General features: G+C 45.8%; 21 protein-coding genes. 13 read left to right on the forward strand and 8 right to left on the reverse strand.

The window, feature by feature from the left end; translation table 11 throughout:
• The first annotated feature begins 41 nt into the window (after nucleotides 1-41).
• Nucleotides 42-1,829, forward strand: coding sequence for an ABCB family ABC transporter ATP-binding protein/permease (locus ZMOB_RS08380; protein WP_014501163.1), 1,788 nt, complete (start codon nucleotides 42-44; stop codon nucleotides 1,827-1,829).
• 59 nt (nucleotides 1,830-1,888) lie between these two features.
• Here the strand turns inward: ZMOB_RS08380 and ZMOB_RS08385 are convergent, their stop codons facing one another.
• From ZMOB_RS08385 to hisS, 4 genes are all read right to left on the reverse strand, one after another.
• A complete protein-coding gene (locus ZMOB_RS08385; protein ID WP_011241283.1) occupies nucleotides 1,889-2,962 on the reverse strand; it encodes a DUF4167 domain-containing protein in 1,074 nt (357 codons plus the stop codon).
• 310 nt (nucleotides 2,963-3,272) lie between these two features.
• The gene (gene prmC, locus ZMOB_RS08390) at nucleotides 3,273-4,133 is read right to left on the reverse strand and encodes a peptide chain release factor N(5)-glutamine methyltransferase (RefSeq protein ID WP_014501164.1); all 861 of its coding nucleotides are present in this window, start codon (nucleotides 4,131-4,133) and stop codon (nucleotides 3,273-3,275) included.
• Complete coding sequence (gene prfA / locus ZMOB_RS08395; RefSeq protein WP_011241281.1) at nucleotides 4,126-5,202, reverse strand: peptide chain release factor 1; 1,077 nt, start codon at nucleotides 5,200-5,202, stop codon at nucleotides 4,126-4,128. The genes prmC and prfA overlap by 8 nt, the downstream gene beginning before the upstream one ends.
• Complete coding sequence (hisS, locus tag ZMOB_RS08400) at nucleotides 5,199-6,458, reverse strand: histidine--tRNA ligase (RefSeq protein ID WP_014501165.1); 1,260 nt, start codon at nucleotides 6,456-6,458, stop codon at nucleotides 5,199-5,201. Before hisS ends, prfA begins: the two co-directional genes overlap by 4 nt.
• Nucleotides 6,459-6,663: 205 nt before the next feature.
• Between hisS and ppa the strand changes: the two genes are divergently transcribed.
• Nucleotides 6,664-7,197 (forward strand): inorganic diphosphatase, encoded by a 534-nt coding sequence (gene ppa / locus ZMOB_RS08405; protein WP_011241279.1) that lies wholly within the window; start codon nucleotides 6,664-6,666, stop codon nucleotides 7,195-7,197.
• 71 nt (nucleotides 7,198-7,268) lie between these two features.
• On the opposite strand, the gene ZMOB_RS08410 is transcribed toward ppa, so the two are convergent.
• A complete protein-coding gene (locus ZMOB_RS08410) occupies nucleotides 7,269-7,607 on the reverse strand; it encodes a hypothetical protein (RefSeq protein ID WP_014501166.1) in 339 nt (112 codons plus the stop codon).
• A 222-nt stretch (nucleotides 7,608-7,829) separates the two neighbouring features.
• On the reverse strand, nucleotides 7,830-8,321 hold the full coding sequence (locus ZMOB_RS08420) for an SspB family protein (RefSeq protein ID WP_011241277.1): 492 nt from the start codon (nucleotides 8,319-8,321) through the stop codon (nucleotides 7,830-7,832).
• An 87-nt stretch (nucleotides 8,322-8,408) separates the two neighbouring features.
• On the opposite strand from ZMOB_RS08420, the gene hisB reads away from it, so the two are divergent.
• The 7 genes from hisB to ZMOB_RS08455 all read left to right on the forward strand — a co-directional run bounded on the left by hisB (nucleotide 8,409) and on the right by ZMOB_RS08455 (nucleotide 14,043).
• Nucleotides 8,409-8,999 carry an imidazoleglycerol-phosphate dehydratase HisB gene (gene hisB / locus ZMOB_RS08425; protein ID WP_014501167.1) on the forward strand — a complete coding sequence of 197 codons (591 nt, stop codon included), beginning with the start codon at nucleotides 8,409-8,411 and terminating at the stop codon, nucleotides 8,997-8,999.
• Nucleotide 9,000: 1 nt separating this feature from the next.
• Nucleotides 9,001-9,642, forward strand: coding sequence for an imidazole glycerol phosphate synthase subunit HisH (hisH, locus tag ZMOB_RS08430; protein ID WP_011241275.1), 642 nt, complete (start codon nucleotides 9,001-9,003; stop codon nucleotides 9,640-9,642).
• Between the two features lie 104 nt (nucleotides 9,643-9,746).
• Nucleotides 9,747-10,499 (forward strand): 1-(5-phosphoribosyl)-5-[(5-phosphoribosylamino)methylideneamino]imidazole-4-carboxamide isomerase, encoded by a 753-nt coding sequence (hisA, locus tag ZMOB_RS08435; RefSeq protein WP_011241274.1) that lies wholly within the window; start codon nucleotides 9,747-9,749, stop codon nucleotides 10,497-10,499.
• On the forward strand, nucleotides 10,496-11,263 hold the full coding sequence (gene hisF / locus ZMOB_RS08440) for an imidazole glycerol phosphate synthase subunit HisF (protein ID WP_014501168.1): 768 nt from the start codon (nucleotides 10,496-10,498) through the stop codon (nucleotides 11,261-11,263). Before hisA ends, hisF begins: the two co-directional genes overlap by 4 nt.
• A 105-nt stretch (nucleotides 11,264-11,368) precedes the next feature.
• A complete protein-coding gene (locus tag ZMOB_RS08445) occupies nucleotides 11,369-11,692 on the forward strand; it encodes a phosphoribosyl-ATP diphosphatase (RefSeq protein WP_011241272.1) in 324 nt (107 codons plus the stop codon).
• Between the two features lie 145 nt (nucleotides 11,693-11,837).
• Entirely contained in the window at nucleotides 11,838-12,215 is a 378-nt protein-coding gene (locus ZMOB_RS08450; RefSeq protein WP_014501169.1) for a histidine triad nucleotide-binding protein, read from the forward strand.
• A 331-nt stretch (nucleotides 12,216-12,546) separates the two neighbouring features.
• A complete protein-coding gene (locus tag ZMOB_RS08455) occupies nucleotides 12,547-14,043 on the forward strand; it encodes an amino acid permease (RefSeq protein WP_014501170.1) in 1,497 nt (498 codons plus the stop codon).
• 144 nt (nucleotides 14,044-14,187) lie between these two features.
• Here the strand turns inward: ZMOB_RS08455 and ppc are convergent, their stop codons facing one another.
• Complete coding sequence (ppc, locus tag ZMOB_RS08460) at nucleotides 14,188-16,845, reverse strand: phosphoenolpyruvate carboxylase (protein ID WP_014501171.1); 2,658 nt, start codon at nucleotides 16,843-16,845, stop codon at nucleotides 14,188-14,190.
• 507 nt (nucleotides 16,846-17,352) lie between these two features.
• Between ppc and ZMOB_RS08465 the strand changes: the two genes are divergently transcribed.
• From ZMOB_RS08465 to ZMOB_RS09970, 4 genes are all read left to right on the forward strand, one after another.
• Nucleotides 17,353-17,922 (forward strand): cob(I)yrinic acid a,c-diamide adenosyltransferase, encoded by a 570-nt coding sequence (locus ZMOB_RS08465; RefSeq protein ID WP_011241268.1) that lies wholly within the window; start codon nucleotides 17,353-17,355, stop codon nucleotides 17,920-17,922.
• A 133-nt stretch (nucleotides 17,923-18,055) separates the two neighbouring features.
• Nucleotides 18,056-18,961: an acetylglutamate kinase gene (argB, locus tag ZMOB_RS08470; protein WP_014501172.1), complete on the forward strand. Its 906-nt coding sequence runs from the start codon at nucleotides 18,056-18,058 to the stop codon at nucleotides 18,959-18,961.
• A gap of 20 nt (nucleotides 18,962-18,981) precedes the next feature.
• The gene (locus tag ZMOB_RS08475) at nucleotides 18,982-19,560 is read left to right on the forward strand and encodes a YqaA family protein (RefSeq protein WP_014501173.1); all 579 of its coding nucleotides are present in this window, start codon (nucleotides 18,982-18,984) and stop codon (nucleotides 19,558-19,560) included.
• A 336-nt stretch (nucleotides 19,561-19,896) separates the two neighbouring features.
• On the forward strand, nucleotides 19,897-20,079 hold the full coding sequence (locus tag ZMOB_RS09970; RefSeq protein ID WP_080558562.1) for a hypothetical protein: 183 nt from the start codon (nucleotides 19,897-19,899) through the stop codon (nucleotides 20,077-20,079).
• Nucleotides 20,080-20,363: 284 nt separating this feature from the next.
• On the opposite strand, the gene ZMOB_RS08485 is transcribed toward ZMOB_RS09970, so the two are convergent.
• On the reverse strand, nucleotides 20,364-21,176 hold the full coding sequence (locus tag ZMOB_RS08485; protein ID WP_014501174.1) for an outer membrane protein: 813 nt from the start codon (nucleotides 21,174-21,176) through the stop codon (nucleotides 20,364-20,366).
• Nucleotides 21,177-21,251: the final 75 nt, after the last annotated feature.

Here is a 21,251-nt window from a genome sequence, read left to right on the forward strand (position 1 = left end):
GCATCATATCCGCCTCTTTTTTGTCTTTTTGAGGAAAATTGATGGCTGTTAAAGGTAAGGAATACCCTCATGATTCACTAACCAATCTGAGGCGTTTTTTACGTTACCTCTGGCCTAAAAATCGGCGAGATCTCAAAACAAGACTGTTGCTTGCTTTGGTCATGGTTCTCTTTTCAAAGGCTATTATTCTATTGATGCCCTTTGCATATAAAGGGGTCATAGACCACATGACGGCTCCTGAAAAAACGGGGACAGGCATCGCAATGGCCTTGGCAGTAGCTTATGCCGCCAGTCGATTCGGAAGCGTTCTTTTTGATAATTTACGAAACGCTATCTTTGAGGCTGTAGGGCAAAATGCAGCAAAAGAATTATCCGTAGAATTATTCAAACATTTGCATGATTTGCCTCTGTCTTTTCATCTTGAACGACGGACAGGATCTTTGACGCGCATTATTGAGCGCGGCACAAAAAGCATTGATTCAATGCTCTATTATTTGATCTTCAATATAGGTCCTACAATTTTTGAATTGATAGCGACCTGCATTATTTTTGTTCTTTCTGGCTGGGGTTGGGGTATGGTGATGGCTACTTTAGCTATGATCGCTATTTATATTCTCTTTACCCGTATCATAACAGAAAAACGGGTTGCTCTACGTCGGGAATGGGCAGAATATGACCAACAGGCGGGGCAATATGCGCTTGATTCACTGCTTAACTATGAAACTGTTAAGTATTTTAATGCCGAGAGTTTAGAGACTAAACGCTATTCCAAAATAGCTACGCATCTTTCTGATGCTACGGTCAAAGTTGAAAGCTCTCTGGCCTTTCTTAATATTGGCCAATCTCTAATTACCAATATTCTGATGGCAGGAAGTATGATTTTTACTGTCTGGGGATGGAGCCATAATCGTTTTTCGGTTGGGGATGTCGTTCTTATTAATAGCCTTTTGTTGCAACTTTTTCGACCATTAGACTTTTTAGGAACCGTTTACCGTCAGGTCAGACAAGGTTTAACCGATATGGCTGCGGTCTTCCGATTGATAGATACAAAGGCGACATTAGAAGACAAAGCCCATGCTCCAGCCTTACAGATTAAGACAGGCGAGCTACGTTTTGAGCATGTGCAATTCCAATATCATGCAGATCGCTCGATCTTAAAGGATATCGATTTTATCCTCCCCGCTGGTCAAAGCTTGGCTATTGTTGGTTCTTCCGGTGCCGGAAAATCAACTTTAGTACGCCTATTATACCGTTTTTATGATGTAACCGGTGGGCGAATATTGATTGATCATCAAGATATACGAGAGGTTACACAGCATTCTTTACGGCAAATTCTAGGTATGGTGCCACAGGATATAGTCCTCTTTAATGACACTATCGAATATAATATTCGTTATGGCCGTCCCAATGCTTCCTTTGAAGAGATTAGACAGGCAGCACGGGGAGCTGCTATCTCTGATTTTATTAACTCCCTGCCGCAAGGTTATCAAACGACTGTTGGAGAGCGCGGATTGAAACTATCGGGTGGAGAAAAACAACGCATTGCTATCGCTCGGATGCTGCTAAAAAATCCACCTATTTTATTATTCGATGAAGCAACCAGCGCGCTTGATAGTCATAGTGAAGCTGATATTCAGGCTACTCTCAATCAGATAGCTCAAAACAGGACAACGATTATTATTGCCCATCGCTTATCTACGATTGTTCACGCTGATCAGATTATAGTCCTTAATCATGGCAGAATTGCAGAATGTGGCAACCATCAAACCTTATTGGCTCAAAATGGTCTCTATGCCACGATGTGGAAACGACAAAGTCAAAAGGGGTAATGCCAAATGCAAAAAAGGGGGATAAAATCTCCCCCTTTTTTATTTATTCTTAAATGCTCTTAGGCTTCAGCTGCGGCGCTTTCAACTTCTGCTTTCGGGCGCCGTCCACGACGGCGTGGCTTTTCTTCTTCCTGATCAGCATTTTCTACTGGATTGATAGCAGGGGGCAAACGATCTGCTTCTAATCGTGCTTCTGCTTCAATAACAGCTTTTGGTCGCCGGCCACGACGGCGAACAGGAGCTTCTGCTACTGTATCGGAATCGATTGCCGGAATAGCCTCTGCATTGTTTTCTTGCAGGTCGCCTTCAGTATAGCGCTGCGCCTCTGCTGCTTTCCGTGCTTCCGCTTCAACGACAGCTTTCGGTCGCCGGCCACGACGACGAACTGGCGGTGTTACGGCTTCTTCTGATGAAACGTCCATTGGAATAGAGGGTTGAGCTTGAATCGGCATCGCCGTTTCAGTCATCCGGTTATCTTCTCTATCCATAAAATCTGCACGGATATCGGTGCGATCATTATTCTCTACAATTCGTCGCGACCGAACTGGGCTGTTATAGTCATTATTTCCGAAATTGGTGTTATACCCGTTATCAGCGCCATTACGATCATCGCCGGCCAAACGGCTTTCACCTACAACCCGACGAGGCCGTCTAACGACACGGTTTTCCGTATTGTAAGAAGAAGAGGGACGACGATTATCAAACCGGTTATCCATAGGCTGACGTGAATTATCAGCATTTTGTCTGCTATCCATGGATGAACGGTTGTCTATGATCTGTTCGTTATTATCGCCTTCTTGCGATAAATTACGATCACGCATCCGCGCTTCTTCATAACGAAGCCGATTATCATTCAAAATGCGGAAATAATGATCTGCGAATTGAAGGTAATATTCGGTCATTACCCGATCACCTTGCAACTGCATATCACGAGCCAGAGCCTTGTATTTCTCATGAAGCTGACTTGCATTTCCGCGTGCACGGTTATCGATACGATTATTGCGATCTATTCCGTTATTGGAATTAGACCGGGGCAAGCCCCCGCTACGCCCACGGCGTCGGCCGTTCTGACGATTATTGATCAACTGTTCGCTGCCTTCGTCACTACTGGTGGTTAAGTCACCATCCGCCATTGCGACCGGATAACGGGGAGTAAAACTATTTCATCCGCTATGCCGAAAATGGCGGGCTACGTTATTCCCCCTTGAAGACATTGCCCAAAGTCAATGTCATAACTTCTGGAGCCGTTACGACGTTTTGATATCTGCCCCGAAAAGGAACATCGGGAACGCCATGAAGCTACCATTGGGAATTGGCTTAAAAAGTCGGGCGTTAATGCCAGCTTACTTTTGTTTGCCTCTTTCTTTCTTAAGCAGTCTCAGGGATAAATCCAAGCATTATATTGAGATATCTATAAATTTTTCGAAAAAAACTGAAAAATTATCACCTAGATAGCAAAACACAGCGTGGCCTTTGTTCAAGATCGTAAAAAATTCGACTCCTCAATCCGGTCTCTTTAGCAATCATGCTAACATTTTCGGCCTGATCGAATCCGATTTCGAGACAAGCAATACCACGCTCGGTTAAAAGAGAAGGGATTTCCGGTATAATCTCACGATAATCATCTAACCCTTCATCTCCCGAAAATAAGGCCAGATGTGGTTCATAATGCAAGACATCAGCAGGCATCATGGCATCTCTGGCAATATAGGGTGGATTACATAATAAAAGATCGAATTTTTGTTGAATCCCTCTTCCCCAATGACTGATCTTGAACTCCACGCGAGGTAGAGCACCGCATTTATCAGCATTGAGGCGGGCAATTTTTATAGCCTCAGTTGAGGCATCAACGCCAAGCCCTTTCGCGTCTTTCCACTCATCTAAAGCTGCTAACAACAAGGCACCAGAACCAGTGCCAAGATCCAGAATATTTTCTGGTAAAAAAGCCTGTTCACGAAAATAGGCAATGGCCGTTTCGATAAGGGTTTCACTGTCAGGACGGGGAATTAAAACATCAGGCGTTACAGTCAGACGCAAAGTCCAAAAATCCCGATATCCTAAAATATAGGCTACCGGCTCATTTTGTTTACGGCGCTTTATGGCTTCAAAAAAGGAAAGGGGCGCTTCTTTTTCGCCCCATGATCCTAATAGCAGGGCATCCCGCTCTATGCCCAAGCTATGCGCCATCAATAATTCGGCATCAAGCCGCGCCGTCATGCTGACAGTTGCCAGATCACGGGCGGCTTCACGCAAAGCTTCGGTAATAGAGAGCGGTCTTACCAGACTCTCGGAAGATTTAATCATCCAGACTTGCCAGTCTTTCGGCTTCATCTTCTGCAATCAAAGCCGAGATTACTTCGTCTAAACCAGGACCGGCCAAGATTTCCGGTAAACGATGCAAGGTCAGATTGATACGATGATCGGTTACTCGCCCTTGTGGAAAATTATAGGTGCGGATACGTTCAGAACGGTCACCGGATCCTACCATAGATTTACGCTGGCCCGCCCGTTCGGAATGCAACCTTTCCCGTTCTCTTTCATAAAGCCTTGCTCGCAACACTTTCATTGCCTTGGCTTTATTCTTGTGTTGGGATTTTTCATCCTGCTGGCTAACAACAATACCACTAGGAATATGGGTGATACGAACAGCAGAATCCGTTGTATTCACAGATTGTCCACCTGGTCCCGAAGAACGGAAAATATCAATACGCAGGTCACGTTCATCAATATCAACGTCGACTTCTTCGGCTTCAGGCAGAACTGCTACAGTCGCCGCCGATGTATGGATACGGCCACCGCTTTCGGTAACCGGTACACGCTGTACGCGATGCACCCCACTCTCAAATTTCAAACGGGCGAACACACCTGCGCCAGTGATACTGATAACGACTTCTTTATAACCACCCAATTCAGCGGCACTGGCAGAAATCATTTCAACGCGCCACCCATGCTCCTCGGCATAGCGGCTGTACATCCGAAGAAGATCACCGCCAAACAAAGCCGCTTCATCACCGCCGGTTCCGGCACGAATTTCTAGAATAGCCGAGCGTTCATCAGCCGCATCACGAGGTAATAAGCTAAGAGCCAAAGCCCGTTCGGCTTCAGCCAAAGCTGTTTTGTTAGCTTCTAATTCTTCGACAGCCATGGCCTGTAATTCAGGATCGTCATCCTTGGTCATGGCTTCCAGCGTTTCGCCTTCTTCCCGTAAACGCCCGACATTTTCAGCTGCCAAAGCAACCGGTTCGACTTCGGAATATTCGCGGGATAATGCAACCAAACGGTTAGAATCCAGATCAGGCCGTGCCATCTCGGCCTGTAATTCTTCCCGTCTGGCAATAATAGCCGCCAAACGATCAGGTGAAATTGCGATCATTTATTCCTCAATTCTGATAAAATCCGGTCAACAATCTGATCAAGCGCAATAGCCTGCTGCTCACCTGTCACCATACTTCTAACGGTTGCTTCGTTTCGGGCTAATTCTTCTTCGCCCAAAATGACGGCATAACGGACACCCCAACCATTGGCCTTTTGCATCCGCCGTTTCATATTTCCACGCCATGACATATCGGCAGAAATACCGGCATGTCTTAACTTAGAAAGAATAGAAATCGCTGGATTCTTGGCCTCTTCACCTAGAGGAATAACCGCCACATTCATGGTATCCTCTTTAGGTTCATCGATTAACATGGCTAGACGTTCAATACCGGCTGCCCATCCAATAGCTGGTGTCAGATTCCCGCCTAAAGCTTCAGAAAGACCATCGTAACGCCCACCAGCCAGGACCGTGCCTTGCGCACCCAACTGGTCAGTAATAAATTCAAAAGCCGTATGACGATAATAATCCAGACCGCGCACCAATCTAGGATCGCGCGTCCATGCCACACCAGCAGCATCGAGTCCGGTTGTTACCGCCTTGAAAAAAGAAGCGGCTTCTTCTGTCAGATAGTCATCAATGATCGGCGCTTTTTCGGCAATAATTTTATCATTGGGGTCTTTAGAATCCAAAATCCGCAAAGGATTGCGCGTTAAACGTTCCTGACTTTCCTGCGACAGACTGTCAAAATGCCCTTGAAAATACTCGATCAAGGCAGCACGCCAAGCCTCACGGCTGGCACTATCCCCTAAAGTATTCAAGTGAAGGGTCACGTGTTGCTTAATCCCAAGCGATTCCAGCAATTGATCGGCAAGAGAAAGTAATTCAACATCCGCTTCTGGTTCTGCAGCCCCGATGACTTCGGCATCTATCTGATGGAACTGGCGATAACGTCCTTTTTGGGGACGTTCATAACGGAAGACGGGGCCATGGGTTGCAATTTTGCAGGGTGAATATTGCTGCCACCCACTTGTGAGATAAGCACGGGTCAATCCGGCAGTAAATTCGGGCCGAAGCGTCAATTGCTCACCAGAACGATCAGGAAAGCTGTACATTTCTTTGGAAACAACATCCGTTGTTTCACCCAAAGAACGCGCAAAGACGGCAGTTGATTCGAAAACCGGAATTTCTGCCCGTTTAAAACCGTATAGCTTTCTTATCTCATCAAATTTGTTGACGACATGGTTAAAGCGAAGTGAATCTTCACCAAAAATATCCTGTGTGCCACGAATCGGCTGGGGCGTTTTAATTTTCATGCCATTCATCCGGCTAATAAAATAAAGATGTTTTTCAAGAGTTGCCCGCGTCTAACCTATTTTTCTGGTTGTGCAAAATTTTGTATGCGCAGCTGATGCAGAAAGATCATCTGTTGCCTTTTCATCCAAAAAGACTTTTTTCTTCCTCAAAAGACAGAAAAAGAGGCTTGTGATAAAAACAAGCCCGCATTATCGCAATTTTATTATGGATATCAATCTTATTCCCACAGGCGATAATGCGCCCGAAACGCTGAATGTTATCATCGAAGTACCGCAGGGCGGCGAACCGGTGAAATACGAATTTGACAAAAAATCCGGTGCCTTGTTTGTTGACCGTTTATTGCATACGCCTATGCGTTATCCGGCCAATTACGGCTTTGTTCCGCATACTTTGTCAGATGATGGCGATCCTCTGGATGCTTTGGTTCTTGCCCCGACGCCTTTCGTTCCGGGTAGTGTTGTCAGCGTCCGTCCTATCGCTGTTTTGCGGATGAAGGATGAAAAAGGCGAAGATGAAAAATTGTTGACGGTTCCTGTTGACGACATCATCCCGCTTTATTCTTCTGTCAAAGAAGCCAGCGATTTACCTGCGATTATCACCGATCAGATCGGTCATTTCTTCGAACATTATAAAGACCTTGAATCTAAAAAATGGGTCAAGATCGAAGGTTGGGGCAGTTCTGCCGATGCTCGTAAAATCATCGTCGAAGCGATCGAACGCGCTCAGAAATCAGCCTGATCTTAGCTAAATCCAGCTTTTTTGCTGGATATTCAGATTAAATTTTATCCCGCATGACAAAATTTCTTTTGTTATGCGGGGTTATTTTTGACTGAAGCCTTTTTCTTCGACTGAAAATCAAGTGGTGTCTCTGGCTGATGAGGTAACATGCCTGCTGTTTCAGCGTAGATTTCTGTTTCTTGTTCGGGATGTGCTTCCAGCCATTTTTTCTGTTCTATTCGTTCCAAAGCCCGCCGCCGGATATAGGCTTTCCCTAGAACATATCCGGTGCCAAGAATAAGGCCAACAGGCCCCAAACGGCGAATAGCGCCAACAACCAAAGCCCCTGCTACCAGATTCTTCAGACTGTCACCTTGGTCGGCGCGATTGATCTCAGCCTGCACCAACGTCTCGACAATCCTTGAAACCATGCCTTCTCATTCCCTGAATGAAATTACAATAATAACCCGACCGGCAAGCGCCTTTTCTACATCATCGGTTTTTTGAAGAACGCAGAAAACTCTAAAAAGAGCCGTAAAATTTAAAATGACCGAATTTTTATAAAAATTCGGTTCTTTCTCTGGGGCTATCCTGCTTTTTTGGCCTGTCTTACGACCAAACACAGGATAGCGATATTCGATAGACAGTAAAATCTATTTTTTACGGCTGAAATCAACCGAAACGACATTCGACCCTTCTTCGATAGGTTTGGCTTCAGGCAATGGCCGTTTTTCCGGCTCCGGTTCATTCTCTTCCGAATCAACGACTTCTTCGAACTGGGCTTCAAATTGCAAGGCAAAGTGAACCGAAGGATCGACGAAATTGGTGATCGCGGAATAGGGGATAACCAGATTGGACGGGATACCACCAAAAGAAAGACCGATACTAAAATGATCGGATTCTACGACCAAATCCCAAAAGCGATTCTGAATGACAATCGTCATTTCTTCAGGGAATCGGGCTAACAGATGCGGCGGTACAGAAACACCGGATGCCTGTGTTTTAAAGGTGATATAGAAATGATGATCTCCGGGGAGGCCGCCCTCTGCCTGTACTGTCCCTAAAACGCGACCAACAACAGCGCGCAGGGCTTCTTGGACGATCTCATCATACGGAATCAGACTGTCAAAGCTTTCCTCATTCATAAAGCCTTAGGTGGACGTGTCAAAGCTATCGGTCAAGATGGGATTGAGTATATTTGCATGAAAGCGCGGGTAGGCTATAGCGATTTTATGCAGCGTATAGCCTCAATCCATCGTCAAACCGCCGAAACCGATGTTCATATCCACCTTAATCTGGATGGACATGGGCAATATAATGTCAAAACTGGCATTGGTTTCTTTGATCATATGTTAGATCAGCTTTTTCGCCACTCACTTATTGATTGCGATGTGACCGTCAAAGGCGATCTACATATTGATCCCCATCATACTATAGAAGATTGTGCACTTGCTCTCGGGCAGGCTGTTCAGCAGGCTTTGGGTGACAAAGCGGGCATTACTCGCTTTTCTCACGCCTATGCACCTATGGATGAAGCCTTGAGTCGGGTTGCCATTGATATTTCTGGCCGCCCTTATCTGGTTTGGCACTCCGCTTTCACTCAACCACGTTTGGGTGATCTTGATACCGAAATGCTGGAACATTGGTTTCTAAGTTTTGCTCAAGGGGCAGGACTTACCCTTCATGTTGAAACGCTTTACGGGCGCAATAACCATCATATTGCCGAAAGCCTGTTCAAAGCCTTGGCTCTGGCTTTACGTCAGGCCGTTGCTATTGATGCAGGGAAGCAAGGCCAAATACCTTCGACAAAGGGTAGTTTGTAACGTGAAAAATCAGGCATCTTCAACAGTCGCTCTTATTGATTACGGTGCGGGTAATCTCCGTTCAGTTGCCAATGCATTATTGGCATCGGGATTAGCTCGCGAAAATCTAGTTGTTACCGCCAATCCCGATGAGGTTCTTCAGGCAGACCGTGTTGTTTTGCCGGGGGTAGGTGCCTTCGCTTCCTGTATGCAGGCGTTAAAGGCTATTCCTGATATGGTGCCCGCTTTGGAAAAGGCTGTTCTTGAAAAAGGACGGCCTTTTTTGGGTATCTGCGTCGGCATGCAGCTTCTCGCTGACCAAGGTGAAGAATATGGTGTCCATCAAGGTTTGGGTTGGATCAAAGGCAAGGTAACACCACTCCGCCCGAATGATCCTTCTTGTAAGGTGCCTCATATGGGATGGAACCAGATTGGGCTGACCACAGATTCGCATCCTCTTCTTCGGGCGGGTGAAGCCTATTTTCTGCATAGCTACGCTTTTGTGCCAGAAGACGAATCGACCTTATTAGCGACAACTGAACATGGCGGTCTTGTGACGGCCGCAGTCGGACGGGATAATATTATGGGTGTCCAATTCCACCCTGAAAAAAGCCAGAGCTATGGTCTAGAGTTTCTGTCCCGTTTTCTGGACTGGAATCCCTAATAGAACGCACATCTTGCCAGATAGATGATACTGTCTGGCTTCCCCCTTTATCTTTTATGTCCCCCCATCAAAAGAACATAAAAGAACGGATATTGGAGAAATCCATGACGGATTCACTGATTATTTTTCCTGCCATTGATCTGAAAGAAGGTCATGTTGTTCGCCTGTCCGAAGGCGATATGGATCGTGCTACCATTTATGATGATGATCCAGCCGCTCGCGCCCGCCAATTTTATGAGGCGGGTGCCCGTTATTTGCATGTAGTTGATCTTGACGGTGCTTTTGCCGGCCATGCCATGAACGCGGCGGCGGTTGACGCTATTGTAAAGGCCTTTCCCGGCACTATCGAACTTGGCGGTGGTATTCGGGATATGAACGCGATTGATGGCTGGCTTTCTCGGGGCATCAGCCGCGTTGTCATTGGGACAGCGGCTTTTGAAAACCCTGATCTAGTGAAGGAAGCCGCCCAAAAATATCCGGGACAGATCGTGGTCGCGGTCGATGCACGTGATGGTATGGTCACTACCAAAGGTTGGGCAGAGCAGTCAGAAATTTCTGTCACTGATATGGCTGAACGTTTTGCTGACGCAGGTGTCGTTGCATTACTTTACACGGATGTGGGTCGGGATGGCTTAAAAAAGGGCTGTAACAGCGAGGCCACCTTAGCTTTGGCCGCCGCAACGGACATTCCGGTTATTGCCAGCGGTGGGGTCAAAGATATTGGTGATATCGAATTGCTGGCACGCCATACAAAAGACGGCATCGAAGGTGTTATCTGTGGTCGAGCTATTTATGACGGCTCACTTGATCTGAAAGCGGCTTTAGCTATTGCCCGCCAAGGAGGAGCTAGCGCATGACCCTTTGTACCCGAATTATCCCTTGTCTGGATGTTGCCGATGGGCGGGTCGTGAAAGGCGTTAATTTTACCGATTTAATGGATGCAGGCGATCCAGTCGAGCAAGCCAAAGTCTATGATGCTGCTGGGGCTGACGAATTATGCTTTCTGGACATTTCGGCCAGCCATGAAGGGCGCGGCACTATGCTGGATGTCGTCGCTCGTACGGCTGAAGTCTGTTTTATGCCCCTCACAGTTGGCGGCGGCGTGCGTCAGGTTGAAGATGCTCGTGCTTTGCTATTAGCTGGAGCTGACAAAGTCGCCGTTAATTCCGCTGCTGTCACTCGACCAGAATTGGTCGCAGAGATTGCTGACCGTTTCGGGGCGCAATGTGTGGTTGCTGCCATTGATGCTCGTCGTAATGGCGATCATTGGGAAGTCTATACCCATGGCGGTCGTCGTCCGACGGGTATCAACGCGCTCGATCATGCCCTTAATTTGACGCGTTTGGGAGCAGGTGAAATCCTTCTGACTTCCATGGATAAGGACGGGACCAGAGACGGCTATGATCTGGAATTAACGCGTCTGGTTGCTGATTCCGTGCCCGTTCCTGTTATTGCCAGTGGTGGGGTTGGGAATCTCGATCATATGGTCGAAGGGGTGACCAAAGGTCATGCCAGCGCGTTGCTCGCTGCCTCTATTTTTCATTTTGGCCAATATAGCTTGGCAGAAGCCCATGAAGCCTTGGCAAAGGCTGGATTAACCGTGCGGCATCCGCCCGAATAACCGATTAATCCACGTTTAAGGTGGGTTACTCTTAACAAGGTTACTTCCCGTTTTTTAAAATAGCCTGTTCAAAAAGGGCAGGGGATAAAGAAAGACAAAAATGTTATGTCTGAAGAAACATTAGCCTATATCGAATCCGTTATTGCTGAACGGCGCAAAGCCTCTCCAGAAGATTCCTATGTTTCTTCTCTCTTTCATCGTGGCACTGCCCATATCGCCCAGAAAGTCGGCGAAGAAGCCGTAGAAACTGTTATTGCGGCCTTGGCTCAAGATAAAAAATCACTGGAGAGTGAAGCGGCTGATCTCATTTTTCATCTAGCTGTTTTATTAGCTGACCGTGGTAGCAGCTTTGAAAATGTCTTTTCGGAATTAAGACGACGTGAAGGCGTCTCCGGTCATGCTGAAAAAGCGGCACGACCAAAATCCTAAATAATAGAATAGCGAATAAAGCCGGTCTTCCCAAGATCGGCTTTATTTATATTCTTTTGTATAATCAGAATAAGAATTAAGACCTTTTTTAAGAAATTTATTATCAATATTTTTAAAAATTTCTTTTATCTGAAAGGAACGAATAATGACTGTCGATATTCATCAACCCTATGATGATAACAATATCTTTGCCCGCATTATTCGCGGTGAAATCCCTTGCAAAAAGGTCTTTGAAAACGACCAAGTATTGGCCTTTCATGATATCAATCCTCAGGCGCCTGTTCATATCTTGGTTATTCCCAAAGGGCGCTATGTTTCATGGGATGATTTTTCTGAAAAGGCTTCAGATACAGAGATTGCTGCTTTAACGCAGGCAGTGGGTCAGATCAGCCGCGATCCAGCCTTAAACAACGGCTATCGGCTGATTGTGAATTGTGGCCATGATGCAGACCAGTTGGTGCCACATTTACATATTCATATTTTATCCGGCAAAGAATTGGGTGCCAAGCTCATCCAGTCATAATTCGCAATATTTTGCAATAAAAGGCTTATTTCGTTTTTGGTTTAAATTTTATTTGATCAAAATCAAAATAAGCCTTATGTAATAATAATATTATAATATTGTATCAGCTGGATATAGTCTTTCCTTACTATCAGGAGGATGAAAAGAACTAGATTATGTCAGAAAAGACGCTTTTTCTCTTGCCAGCTGTCGGGAAACGCCTTCTATTGTCTATCGAGGTGGGTCGTTCGGGCTAACTATTTGAGAACATCAATTAAATTTGGCCTGGAACGGTTAATCTATAGATAAAATCAAAGTGCGGTACAGACCGCTTCTTATCGGGGGATAATGAATGATATTCGGGCGTGTGAAGCCTCTCGACGCCATTTTAGAAACAGCTAAAAAGAAATCTCTCCATCGTTCTTTAGGCGCTTTTCAGCTAACTATGCTGGGTATTGGCGCTATTATCGGTACCGGTATTTTTGTGTTAACGGCGGAAGCCGCACAAAAAGCAGGCCCCGGAATGATGTTGAGCTTTATTATTGCTGCCTGCGTTTGTGGGGTGGCAGCTTTTTGCTATGCTGAAATGGCCGCTATGGTACCCGTATCAGGGTCAGCTTATACCTATAGCTATGCCGTCATGGGCGAACTTGTTGCATGGATGGTCGGCTGGGCGCTTATTCTTGAATATGCTGTGGCGGCCAGTGCGGTTTCTGTCGGTTGGTCAGGCTATGTTGTCGGTTTAATTGAGCATCTAACAGGCTCTCATTTACCAGCTTCCGTCCTTGTTTTTACCAAAGGGCCTTTTAATGGCGGTATTATCAACCTTCCCGCTGCCTTTATTGCTCTTTTAATCATGTCTTTATTGATACGTGGTACCAAAGAAAGCGCTACTGCCAGCGCTATTCTGGTTGTTATCAAAATAACGGCACTTTCTCTTTTTATCTTTTTGGCTATTCCAGCTATGAAGATAGAAAATTTTCATCCTTTCGCACCTTTGGGTTTTTCAGGTATATCTGCGGCGGCGGCTTCTATCTTTTTTGCCTATGTCGGTTTTGATGCTGTTTCTACGGCAGCCGAAGAAACCAAGGATCCTCAACGGAATATGCCGATTGGCTTGGTCGGCTCACTTGCTATTTGTACTTTGTTTTATATGTTGGTTTCGGCAGGCGTTATTGGTGGCGTGGGGGCGCAACCTGTTTTTGATGCCGCTCATCAGCATGCGTTACCCGCAGGTAGTAGTGAAATGGCAGCCGCCTGTTCTACTCTGAAAGACAGCCATGTCGTCTGCTCTAATGAAGCCTTAGCATGGAGCCTTCGTAAAATCGGATGGAATAAAGTCGGCAATCTGATTGCGTTGGCAGCCGGTTTTGCCTTGCCGTCCGTTATTCTGATGATGATTTTTGGTCAGACCCGCATCTTTTTTGTGATGAGCCGTGACGGTTTGTTACCGGGATTTTTTGCTAAAGTGCATCCCCGTTTCAAAACGCCTTATATCGTGACTGTCATGACCGGCTTGGCCGTTGCTACTTTTTCGGCTTTCTTCCCTGTTGGTATTCTTGCTGACATTTCCAATGCAGGCACGTTATTCGCGTTTGCTATGGTTGCTATTGCTGTCTTGGTCTTGCGTCATACCGATCCGAAAAGACATCGGCCTTTCAAAACGCCTTGTATTTATTTGATTGCGCCTCTGGCCGCCTTGGGCTGTCTGTATCTTTTTGTCAGTCTGCCTTTAATGACATTAAAAATGTTCTTTGGCTGGACGGTCGTCGGACTGGTTGTCTATTTTCTCTATGGCTATCGTCACAGTAATATTGCTCGCAATATTTCAGATGATGAAGAGGCCTAAAACGAACCACGGTTCTCCTGCCTCCTCTGCTCTTAGCGGATAGGCAGCGGGCTAAAATTCATTACCAAGAGAATACATACCCGAGAAAAAACGGCAGAGAATCAATCTCTGCCGTTTTTTTGTCTTTAAAATAGGGTTGATGTATCAACCGCTGTTGCGAAGTGCCGTCGCAATGGCATTGATTGTCAGCTGAATAGATTCGAGGATATGCGGGTTGGTATCACCTCCACGCCATTTCTTCAGCAATTCGACCTGTAAGTAATTAAGCGGTTCCAGATAAGGCCGACGCATCTGCACCGAGTTATCAACCGCCGGAAAGCGTTCCAACAGCCAATTCTGCTGGGTTGCCTTTAACAGACCTTCACAACCTTTATTCCAGCCATCCGCGATAGAATCATAGATAGCCTCACCATTTGTCTGATCCTCAACCAAGGCCAGATAATGCTTGGCGATCGTCATATCGGAACGTGCCATCACCTGTTCCATATTACGAATAGTCGTGCGGAAAAACGGCCAACGGCTTGCCATTTCCTGTAACAGCTCGGTATCTTCAAAGTCATATAAAGCCTGACCGAAACCGAACCAACCGGGTAACATGACCCGAACTTGAGACCAGCTAAACACCCAAGGAATAGCGCGTAGATCTTCAATCCGGTCGGATTTTTTGCGGCTAGGTGGGCGTGACCCGATCTTTAAAAGAGCAATTTCTGGCAAAGGCGTAAATTCACTAAAGAATTTGCGGAAGCCCTTCGTTCCATAGACCAATTGGCGATAGGTCTGGAAAGCTGAATCTGAGATCTGATCCAAGGCCTTACGGTAACGACTAAACTCTGGCTCGACAATGGTCGGTGCTTCCAAAGACGTAATCAAAGTCGCCGCTACGGCCTCATCCAGATGGGCAATAGCGCTTTCATGGGTGCCATATTTGGCCGCCACGACTTCACCCTGTTCTGTATAACGGATACGCCCTTTGACGGCTCCGGCTGGCTGCGACAGAATGGCATTAAAGTTGGAACCACCACCGCGACCAACGGAACCACCCCGTCCATGGAAAAACTGGATCTGCACACCGGCTTTTTCAAAAATCGGCACCAAAGCGAGGCAAGCCTTATAAAGACCCCAAACCGAGGTCAGATATCCGCCGTCCTTATTGGAGTCAGAATAGCCAACCATCACTTCCTGAACGCCATGTGCCTTTGCAATGGCTTGCGCTTCAGGCAGCTTGAACCATTCCTCCATGACCTTTGGCGCATTTTCAAGATCGGCCACCGTCTCGAATAAAGGCGCAGCTTCAATCGCCGCTTTTGGCTTGGCACCCCCTTGATACAGCCCTGCTTCTTTCAAAAGTAAATAGACTTCAAGAATATCGGAAATGCTTTCGCCATTCGAAATCAAATAAGTCGTAATGGATTCAGGGCCAAAAATTTCATGGGCGCGTGCCGCCGCCTGAATAATATCAAGTTCAGAACGCGTCTCTTCGGAATAATCGGCGCGCGGAACGAATAGAGTGCGCGGCTGCGACAATTCCCTTCTTAACAGCTTAACGCGATCTTCTTCCGATAGAGATAAATAATCGGCTTCAACGACGGCTGTCCGTAGCAGTTCATTGACAACTCTTTCATGAACCTGCGAATTCTGACGCAGATCGAGGGTAGCCAAATGGAAACCAAAGGTTTCAACCGAACGGATCAATGCCTTAAAACTACCTTCTGCCAATTTACCCAAGCCTTCGGCCAAGGTCTTCAAATCAGCCAGCAATTCTTGAGGCCGTTTATAGGCTTCTGCAGAACGCAAGGCTGGGCGCGAAGGGTTGCGACCGGCGATCTGACGATAGGTAGCGGCTAAACGGTCATAAATACCATTTAAGGCACGACGATAAGGTTCATCCGCACGGATCGCAGCATCGTCACCACTTTTATCGGCTAGACGTAGAATATCATCGGATACCGAAACCATATCGGTTGAGACCGAAAGATTGGAAAGCAGTTTATCAAGACGGTTGAGATAATCCGTCAATACCGTTTCCGAGCTGCGCTTCAAAGACAGCATGATCGTATCGGCATTGACATTGGGGTTACCGTCACGGTCACCACCAATCCAATTACCAGGTCTGATAAAGCTTGGAATAGAACTACCAAGCAATTTTTCCCATTCTGCATAAAGCTGGGGCAGAACAGGCAGAAAAGTTTCTCTTAAGAAAGACAGGGCAGTTTCGATTTCATCGGCTACGGTCAGCTTTTGCAGCATGAGCGGACGAGTCTGCCATAATATCGTGATTTGCTGGATTAACGCATCTTCGATCGGAAGACCATCTTCGGTCACCGTTTGTCCAGCATCTTTTAACCGCATTAAACCTGCAATGCGATTATAATGGTCAAGCATACTTTTCCGACGCACTTCGGTCGGATGTGCTGTCAGAACAGGCACAATGCAGGCTTTATCGATCATATCAATGATCGCCTGCTGACTGACGCCTTTGGCTTTTATGTCCTTAAGGGCACTTGCCATATTGGCATCAGGATCAAGGGCATCTCCCTGACGATCATCAGCCAAATTGGCCAGCATTGAAAACAGCAAAAAGGCATGTGCAAAAGAGAACATGTCATTAAGGTCAAGATCGGCTAAGCGAGAACTTAGCTCGGTGCTGTCAACAATACCCCGATGGCGTCTAATCGCGGCAGAGCGAATTTGCTCGATCTGGTTGAATAAAGACTCTCCGCCTTGTTCCTTAATAACCTGACCGAGCAGGTTACCAAAATAGCGAAGGTCTGGGTTCTGATTAATTGTGCGCGGCTTGGTCATAAACCATCCCTTTGCCTAGCTTACCGAAGAGAGACAACCCATCTTCTGGCCTTATGCCTCAAAAAAATGGTTAGTCTTTTCGATTAGAAGTATCCTAAATTATTTCTTAAAGGCTTTTTTTGTAAGAATTACTCTATTGTATAATAATTATTTATTTTTTGGTTATAAAATAACCAAAAAGTCATTTGAAATATTGAATAAGAAAGAATCAATTCTATTTACTTTGAAATTTAGGGACAGATTCTGAATCGCCATTCTGGCTATGCTTAAAAAATTTCAGCTTCCCGATAAAAATATATTAAGATTATTTAATGGTTAGAAACACAATAAGTAGAAAAAATAAAAAATTTTACCCTATAAACAATAAGATATGCATTGATATTGATTATTATTAATTATTCTTCTTTTCAAGAAGACAGCTTCGCTATCATCGCTGCAATAGAATTTATCAGAGCGATTAAAATTAGTTTCTATACCACAATCTTTTTTTCACTCATAAAGTAAGACATGGTCTTTCTGAATCGCATTTATACTCGCGGCGGGGATGATGGTAAAACTGGTATAATCGGTGATATCCGTCTTTCTAAAAGCCATGCTCTCATAGACGCCATTGGTGAAATTGATGAAACCAATGCCGCGATCGGTGTCGCTTTAGCAAAAATAACTGATCCTTTTTGTCAGGACAGATTAGGCCTTATTCAAAATGATCTTTTCGATCTTGGTGCAGATTTAGCGACGCCTTTTGAAAATAAGATTTCCTCTTCTCTCCGGATCACAGCTTCTCAAGTTGAAAGGTTAGAACTGGAAATAGACAGGATGAACCAAGATTTACCGGCTCTCAAAAGTTTTATTTTGCCGCAAGGGCAGGGGGGAATTGCTGAACTTCATCTTGCGCGTGCTATTGCTAGACGGGCTGAAAGAGCGCTTATCAGACTGAATGACAGTGACATTACGATCAACGCTGGGATCCGTTGCTATGTAAACCGCTTGTCTGACTATCTTTTTGTGATGGCTCGATGGTTAGGGCAAAAACTAGAGCAAGAACAGCTTTGGGAACCCCGAAAAGGCAATAGCTAACAGGTTTTTATTTTACAGCTTTAGACATCATTAGGCAATTAAACGTCGTTATTTTTATTTTTCCCTTGTGGATCAGGCTTTTTTCCGCAAAAGCGACGTTAACGTAAAATTCTCTTGTTTTCGGAGCCTGTGCATGTCCGCTACTTATGCCCCCGATAGAATCCTGCTTGAAAAGGCAGAGACCTTATCCGAAGCGTTGCCTTATATTCAGCGATATGCCGGTAAGATTTTTGTCGTCAAATATGGCGGCCATGCCATGGGTAATCCCGATGCAGCGCAAGACTTCGCAGAAGATATCGTTCTTTTAAAGGCGATCGGTATTCATCCCGTTGTTGTGCATGGGGGCGGGCCCCAAATCGGTAAGATGCTGAAGGCTTTAGGTGTCGAAAGCCAGTTTATTGATGGTTTACGAGTCACCGATAACGAAACAGCCAAGATTGCCGAGATGGTTTTATCAGGCGCTATCAATAAAGATATTGTTTCTTGGATTGGCCGCGCTGGTGGCCGCGCTGTTGGTATCTCCGGTAAAGACGCCAAACTTGTCGAAGTCGAAAAAGTCAAAAAGACCAGAAAGAATTCTACTGACGGGCAAGACGAAAATATTGATCTTGGTTTCGTGGGGCGTCCCGTTTCAGTTGACCGTCGCCTTATTGATACGCTGACACAATCCGGTATGATTCCGGTTGTTGCCCCTATCGGGGTAGGCGCTGATGGCGAAACCTATAATATCAATGCGGATACCATGGCAGGCGCTCTAGCCGCTGGTCTGGAAGCTGCACGCCTCTTCTTATTGACGGATGTTGCAGGCGTTCTTGATGCCGATAAGAAACTTCTACGGACATTAACGCCTTCCCAGATTGATAGCTTAACGAAGGCGGATGTTATTTCAGGCGGTATGATCCCTAAACTGGAAACCTGTATCGAATCCGTCAAAAGTGGTGTTGATGCTGCTGTTATTCTGGATGGTCGCGTGCCACATTCTATTCTGATTGAACTCTTTACCGAGCAAGGGGCTGGAACCCTTGTGAAGCTTGATTAAAAAAAGAATAGATAGAGATTATGCTACGTCGGATTTATAACTGGACGCTAAGAAGAGCAGCCGATCGGCATGCCTTATTATGGCTCGTGCTGCTGTCTTTTTCCGAAGCCTCGTTCTTTCCTATCCCGACCGAAGCCATGCTCGTGCCTATGGTTATAGCTCGTCGGGAAAAGGCATGGTTGATGGCATGGCTCGCTACCTTGGCATCTGTTGTCGGGGCTTTGTTTGGTTATGCGATAGGCTATTACCTTTATAATAGCCTTGGCGGTTGGCTTATCCATCTTTATGGTTTGGAAGGAAAAGCGCATAGCTTTCAGGATTGGTATGCCCGATATGGGGCTATCGTAATCCTGGTAAAGGGATTGACCCCAATACCTTTTAAACTGGTCACGATTGCAAGCGGTTTTGCTCATTATAATATTTTGAGTTTTCTTGCCGCTGCCTTTGTTAGTCGCGGATTGCGCTTCTTCTGTGTCGCAGGGCTTTTACGCCGTTATGGCAAACCGATTGAACAATTCATTGAAAAAAGGCTGACCTTAGTTGCTTCCGCCTGCTTATTATTATTGGTTGGCGGCTTCGCTTTGGTGAAAGTCTTATAAAAGATAACAATAATAAAATCTGAAGATATCATGCTTAATCATTTATTTAGGCATGATATTTTTTAGATATTTAATTAAAATCTCTATATGCAGTAATTCCCTAATTTGAAGGGATGTAAAAACACAGAAAAATGCATCTTCTTAATTATATAAAAAATAATTTATTGTAATTTTTAGAAAATTTAAATAATTTAATTATAATAAAATGATATTAAAATAAGTACTTTATTACATCTATTGTTTATATACTTGATCAATATCTGTTGGTTTAGAAATGTCATCAAAGATATTCGAGATCAATCGCTAATAGGGCTAGACATCCTCTTAAAACAAAGAATGCTGCCCGTCTGCCCGTCTGCCCGTCTGCCCGTCTGCCCGTCTGCCCGTCTGCCCGTCTGCCCGTCTGCCCGTCTGCCCGTCTGCCCGTCTGCCCGTCTGCCCGTCTGCCCGTCTGCCCGTCTGCCCGTCTGCCCGTCTGCTTGTCTCAAGAATAACTATTTTATGGGGCAGGTGCGTTAGAAGTCCAAGCTGATGGCTTGATCCGAACCGGGTCAATGTTGGCCAGCTGTTAGCTTTCCACTATTTTATTTCCAACGAATCCACCCTACTGGCAAGCCATATCCTCTATGCTCGAAGCTCAATACATTATCGAAATACGATCGAGCCAATCATCCTTAAGATAAAAATAATTTGCTCCAAAAATATTTAAGGCAGCTTCCAGTTATGAACCGGCGCTGCCTCAAATATAATCTATAGCCTAGATATTTTGTGCCTTAAATCACAAGATTTATAAGGCTGGAATCCTAGGGGAAACGGAAACCGAAACCAAGCGTTGCACGCGAACGAGACGTGTGGTTACCGAACTGCGTCCAGCGATACTGGGCGTTCATGAAGAAGTTCTTGGTGATCGAATATTCGATACCACCACCAACGGAATAGCCGTTGCTCCAACCGACATATTTGCTGTTTGGAGCAGCCACCCCGGCACCATTGACAGATACATTCCGCTGTTTACCAGAAGCATAACCACCAGCCATATAGATCAACAGATCTTTGGTCGGAAGGAAGCCCATACGCAAAGTTGCATCCCATTCCTGGAACATTTTGCGGGCAGAATAGCTGTCCGTACCAATTTGTCCGATATTATTACCCTGGCTACCGAGAGCAATGTTGTTACCAGCATTCTTTTCCCACATTTTACTGGGGTTCCAGTAGCTGCCTTCAACGCCGAAAACGAAGAAGTTATCAACAACAGCATCAACACCGAGCGTGCCACCATAGCCCATGTTATTACGGCCAGTGGTGTGGTTTGCTTGGGCACGAGTCCAACCAATATCACCTTCAACACGCAGACCGCGGAATTTGATGCCGCTGTGGTTAGCAACTTCATTTGGGTCTGGGGTCAGCGGAACGGGCTGAACAGCAGGCTGTGCGACAGTATCCTGAGCGACAACCGGCGCATCCTGAACAGGTGCGCTACCATCCGAAGCGGATGTGTCTGATACTGCTGGGGCGCCATAGGAAGGGGTCGCAGGCTGAGGTACAGTATCCTGTGCCCATGCCTGTGATGCAACCGCTGTGGTCAAGGCTGTTGCTGCAAGATAAAGCTTACGCATGCAATATACTCCATTTCACATGCGACTTCGGGAATATTGATCGTCCGTAGTCGCTGTCGGAAAAGTTTTATACAA

This window comes from Zymomonas mobilis subsp. mobilis ATCC 10988, from assembly GCF_000175255.2.
Lineage (GTDB): Bacteria > Pseudomonadota > Alphaproteobacteria > Sphingomonadales > Sphingomonadaceae > Zymomonas > Zymomonas mobilis.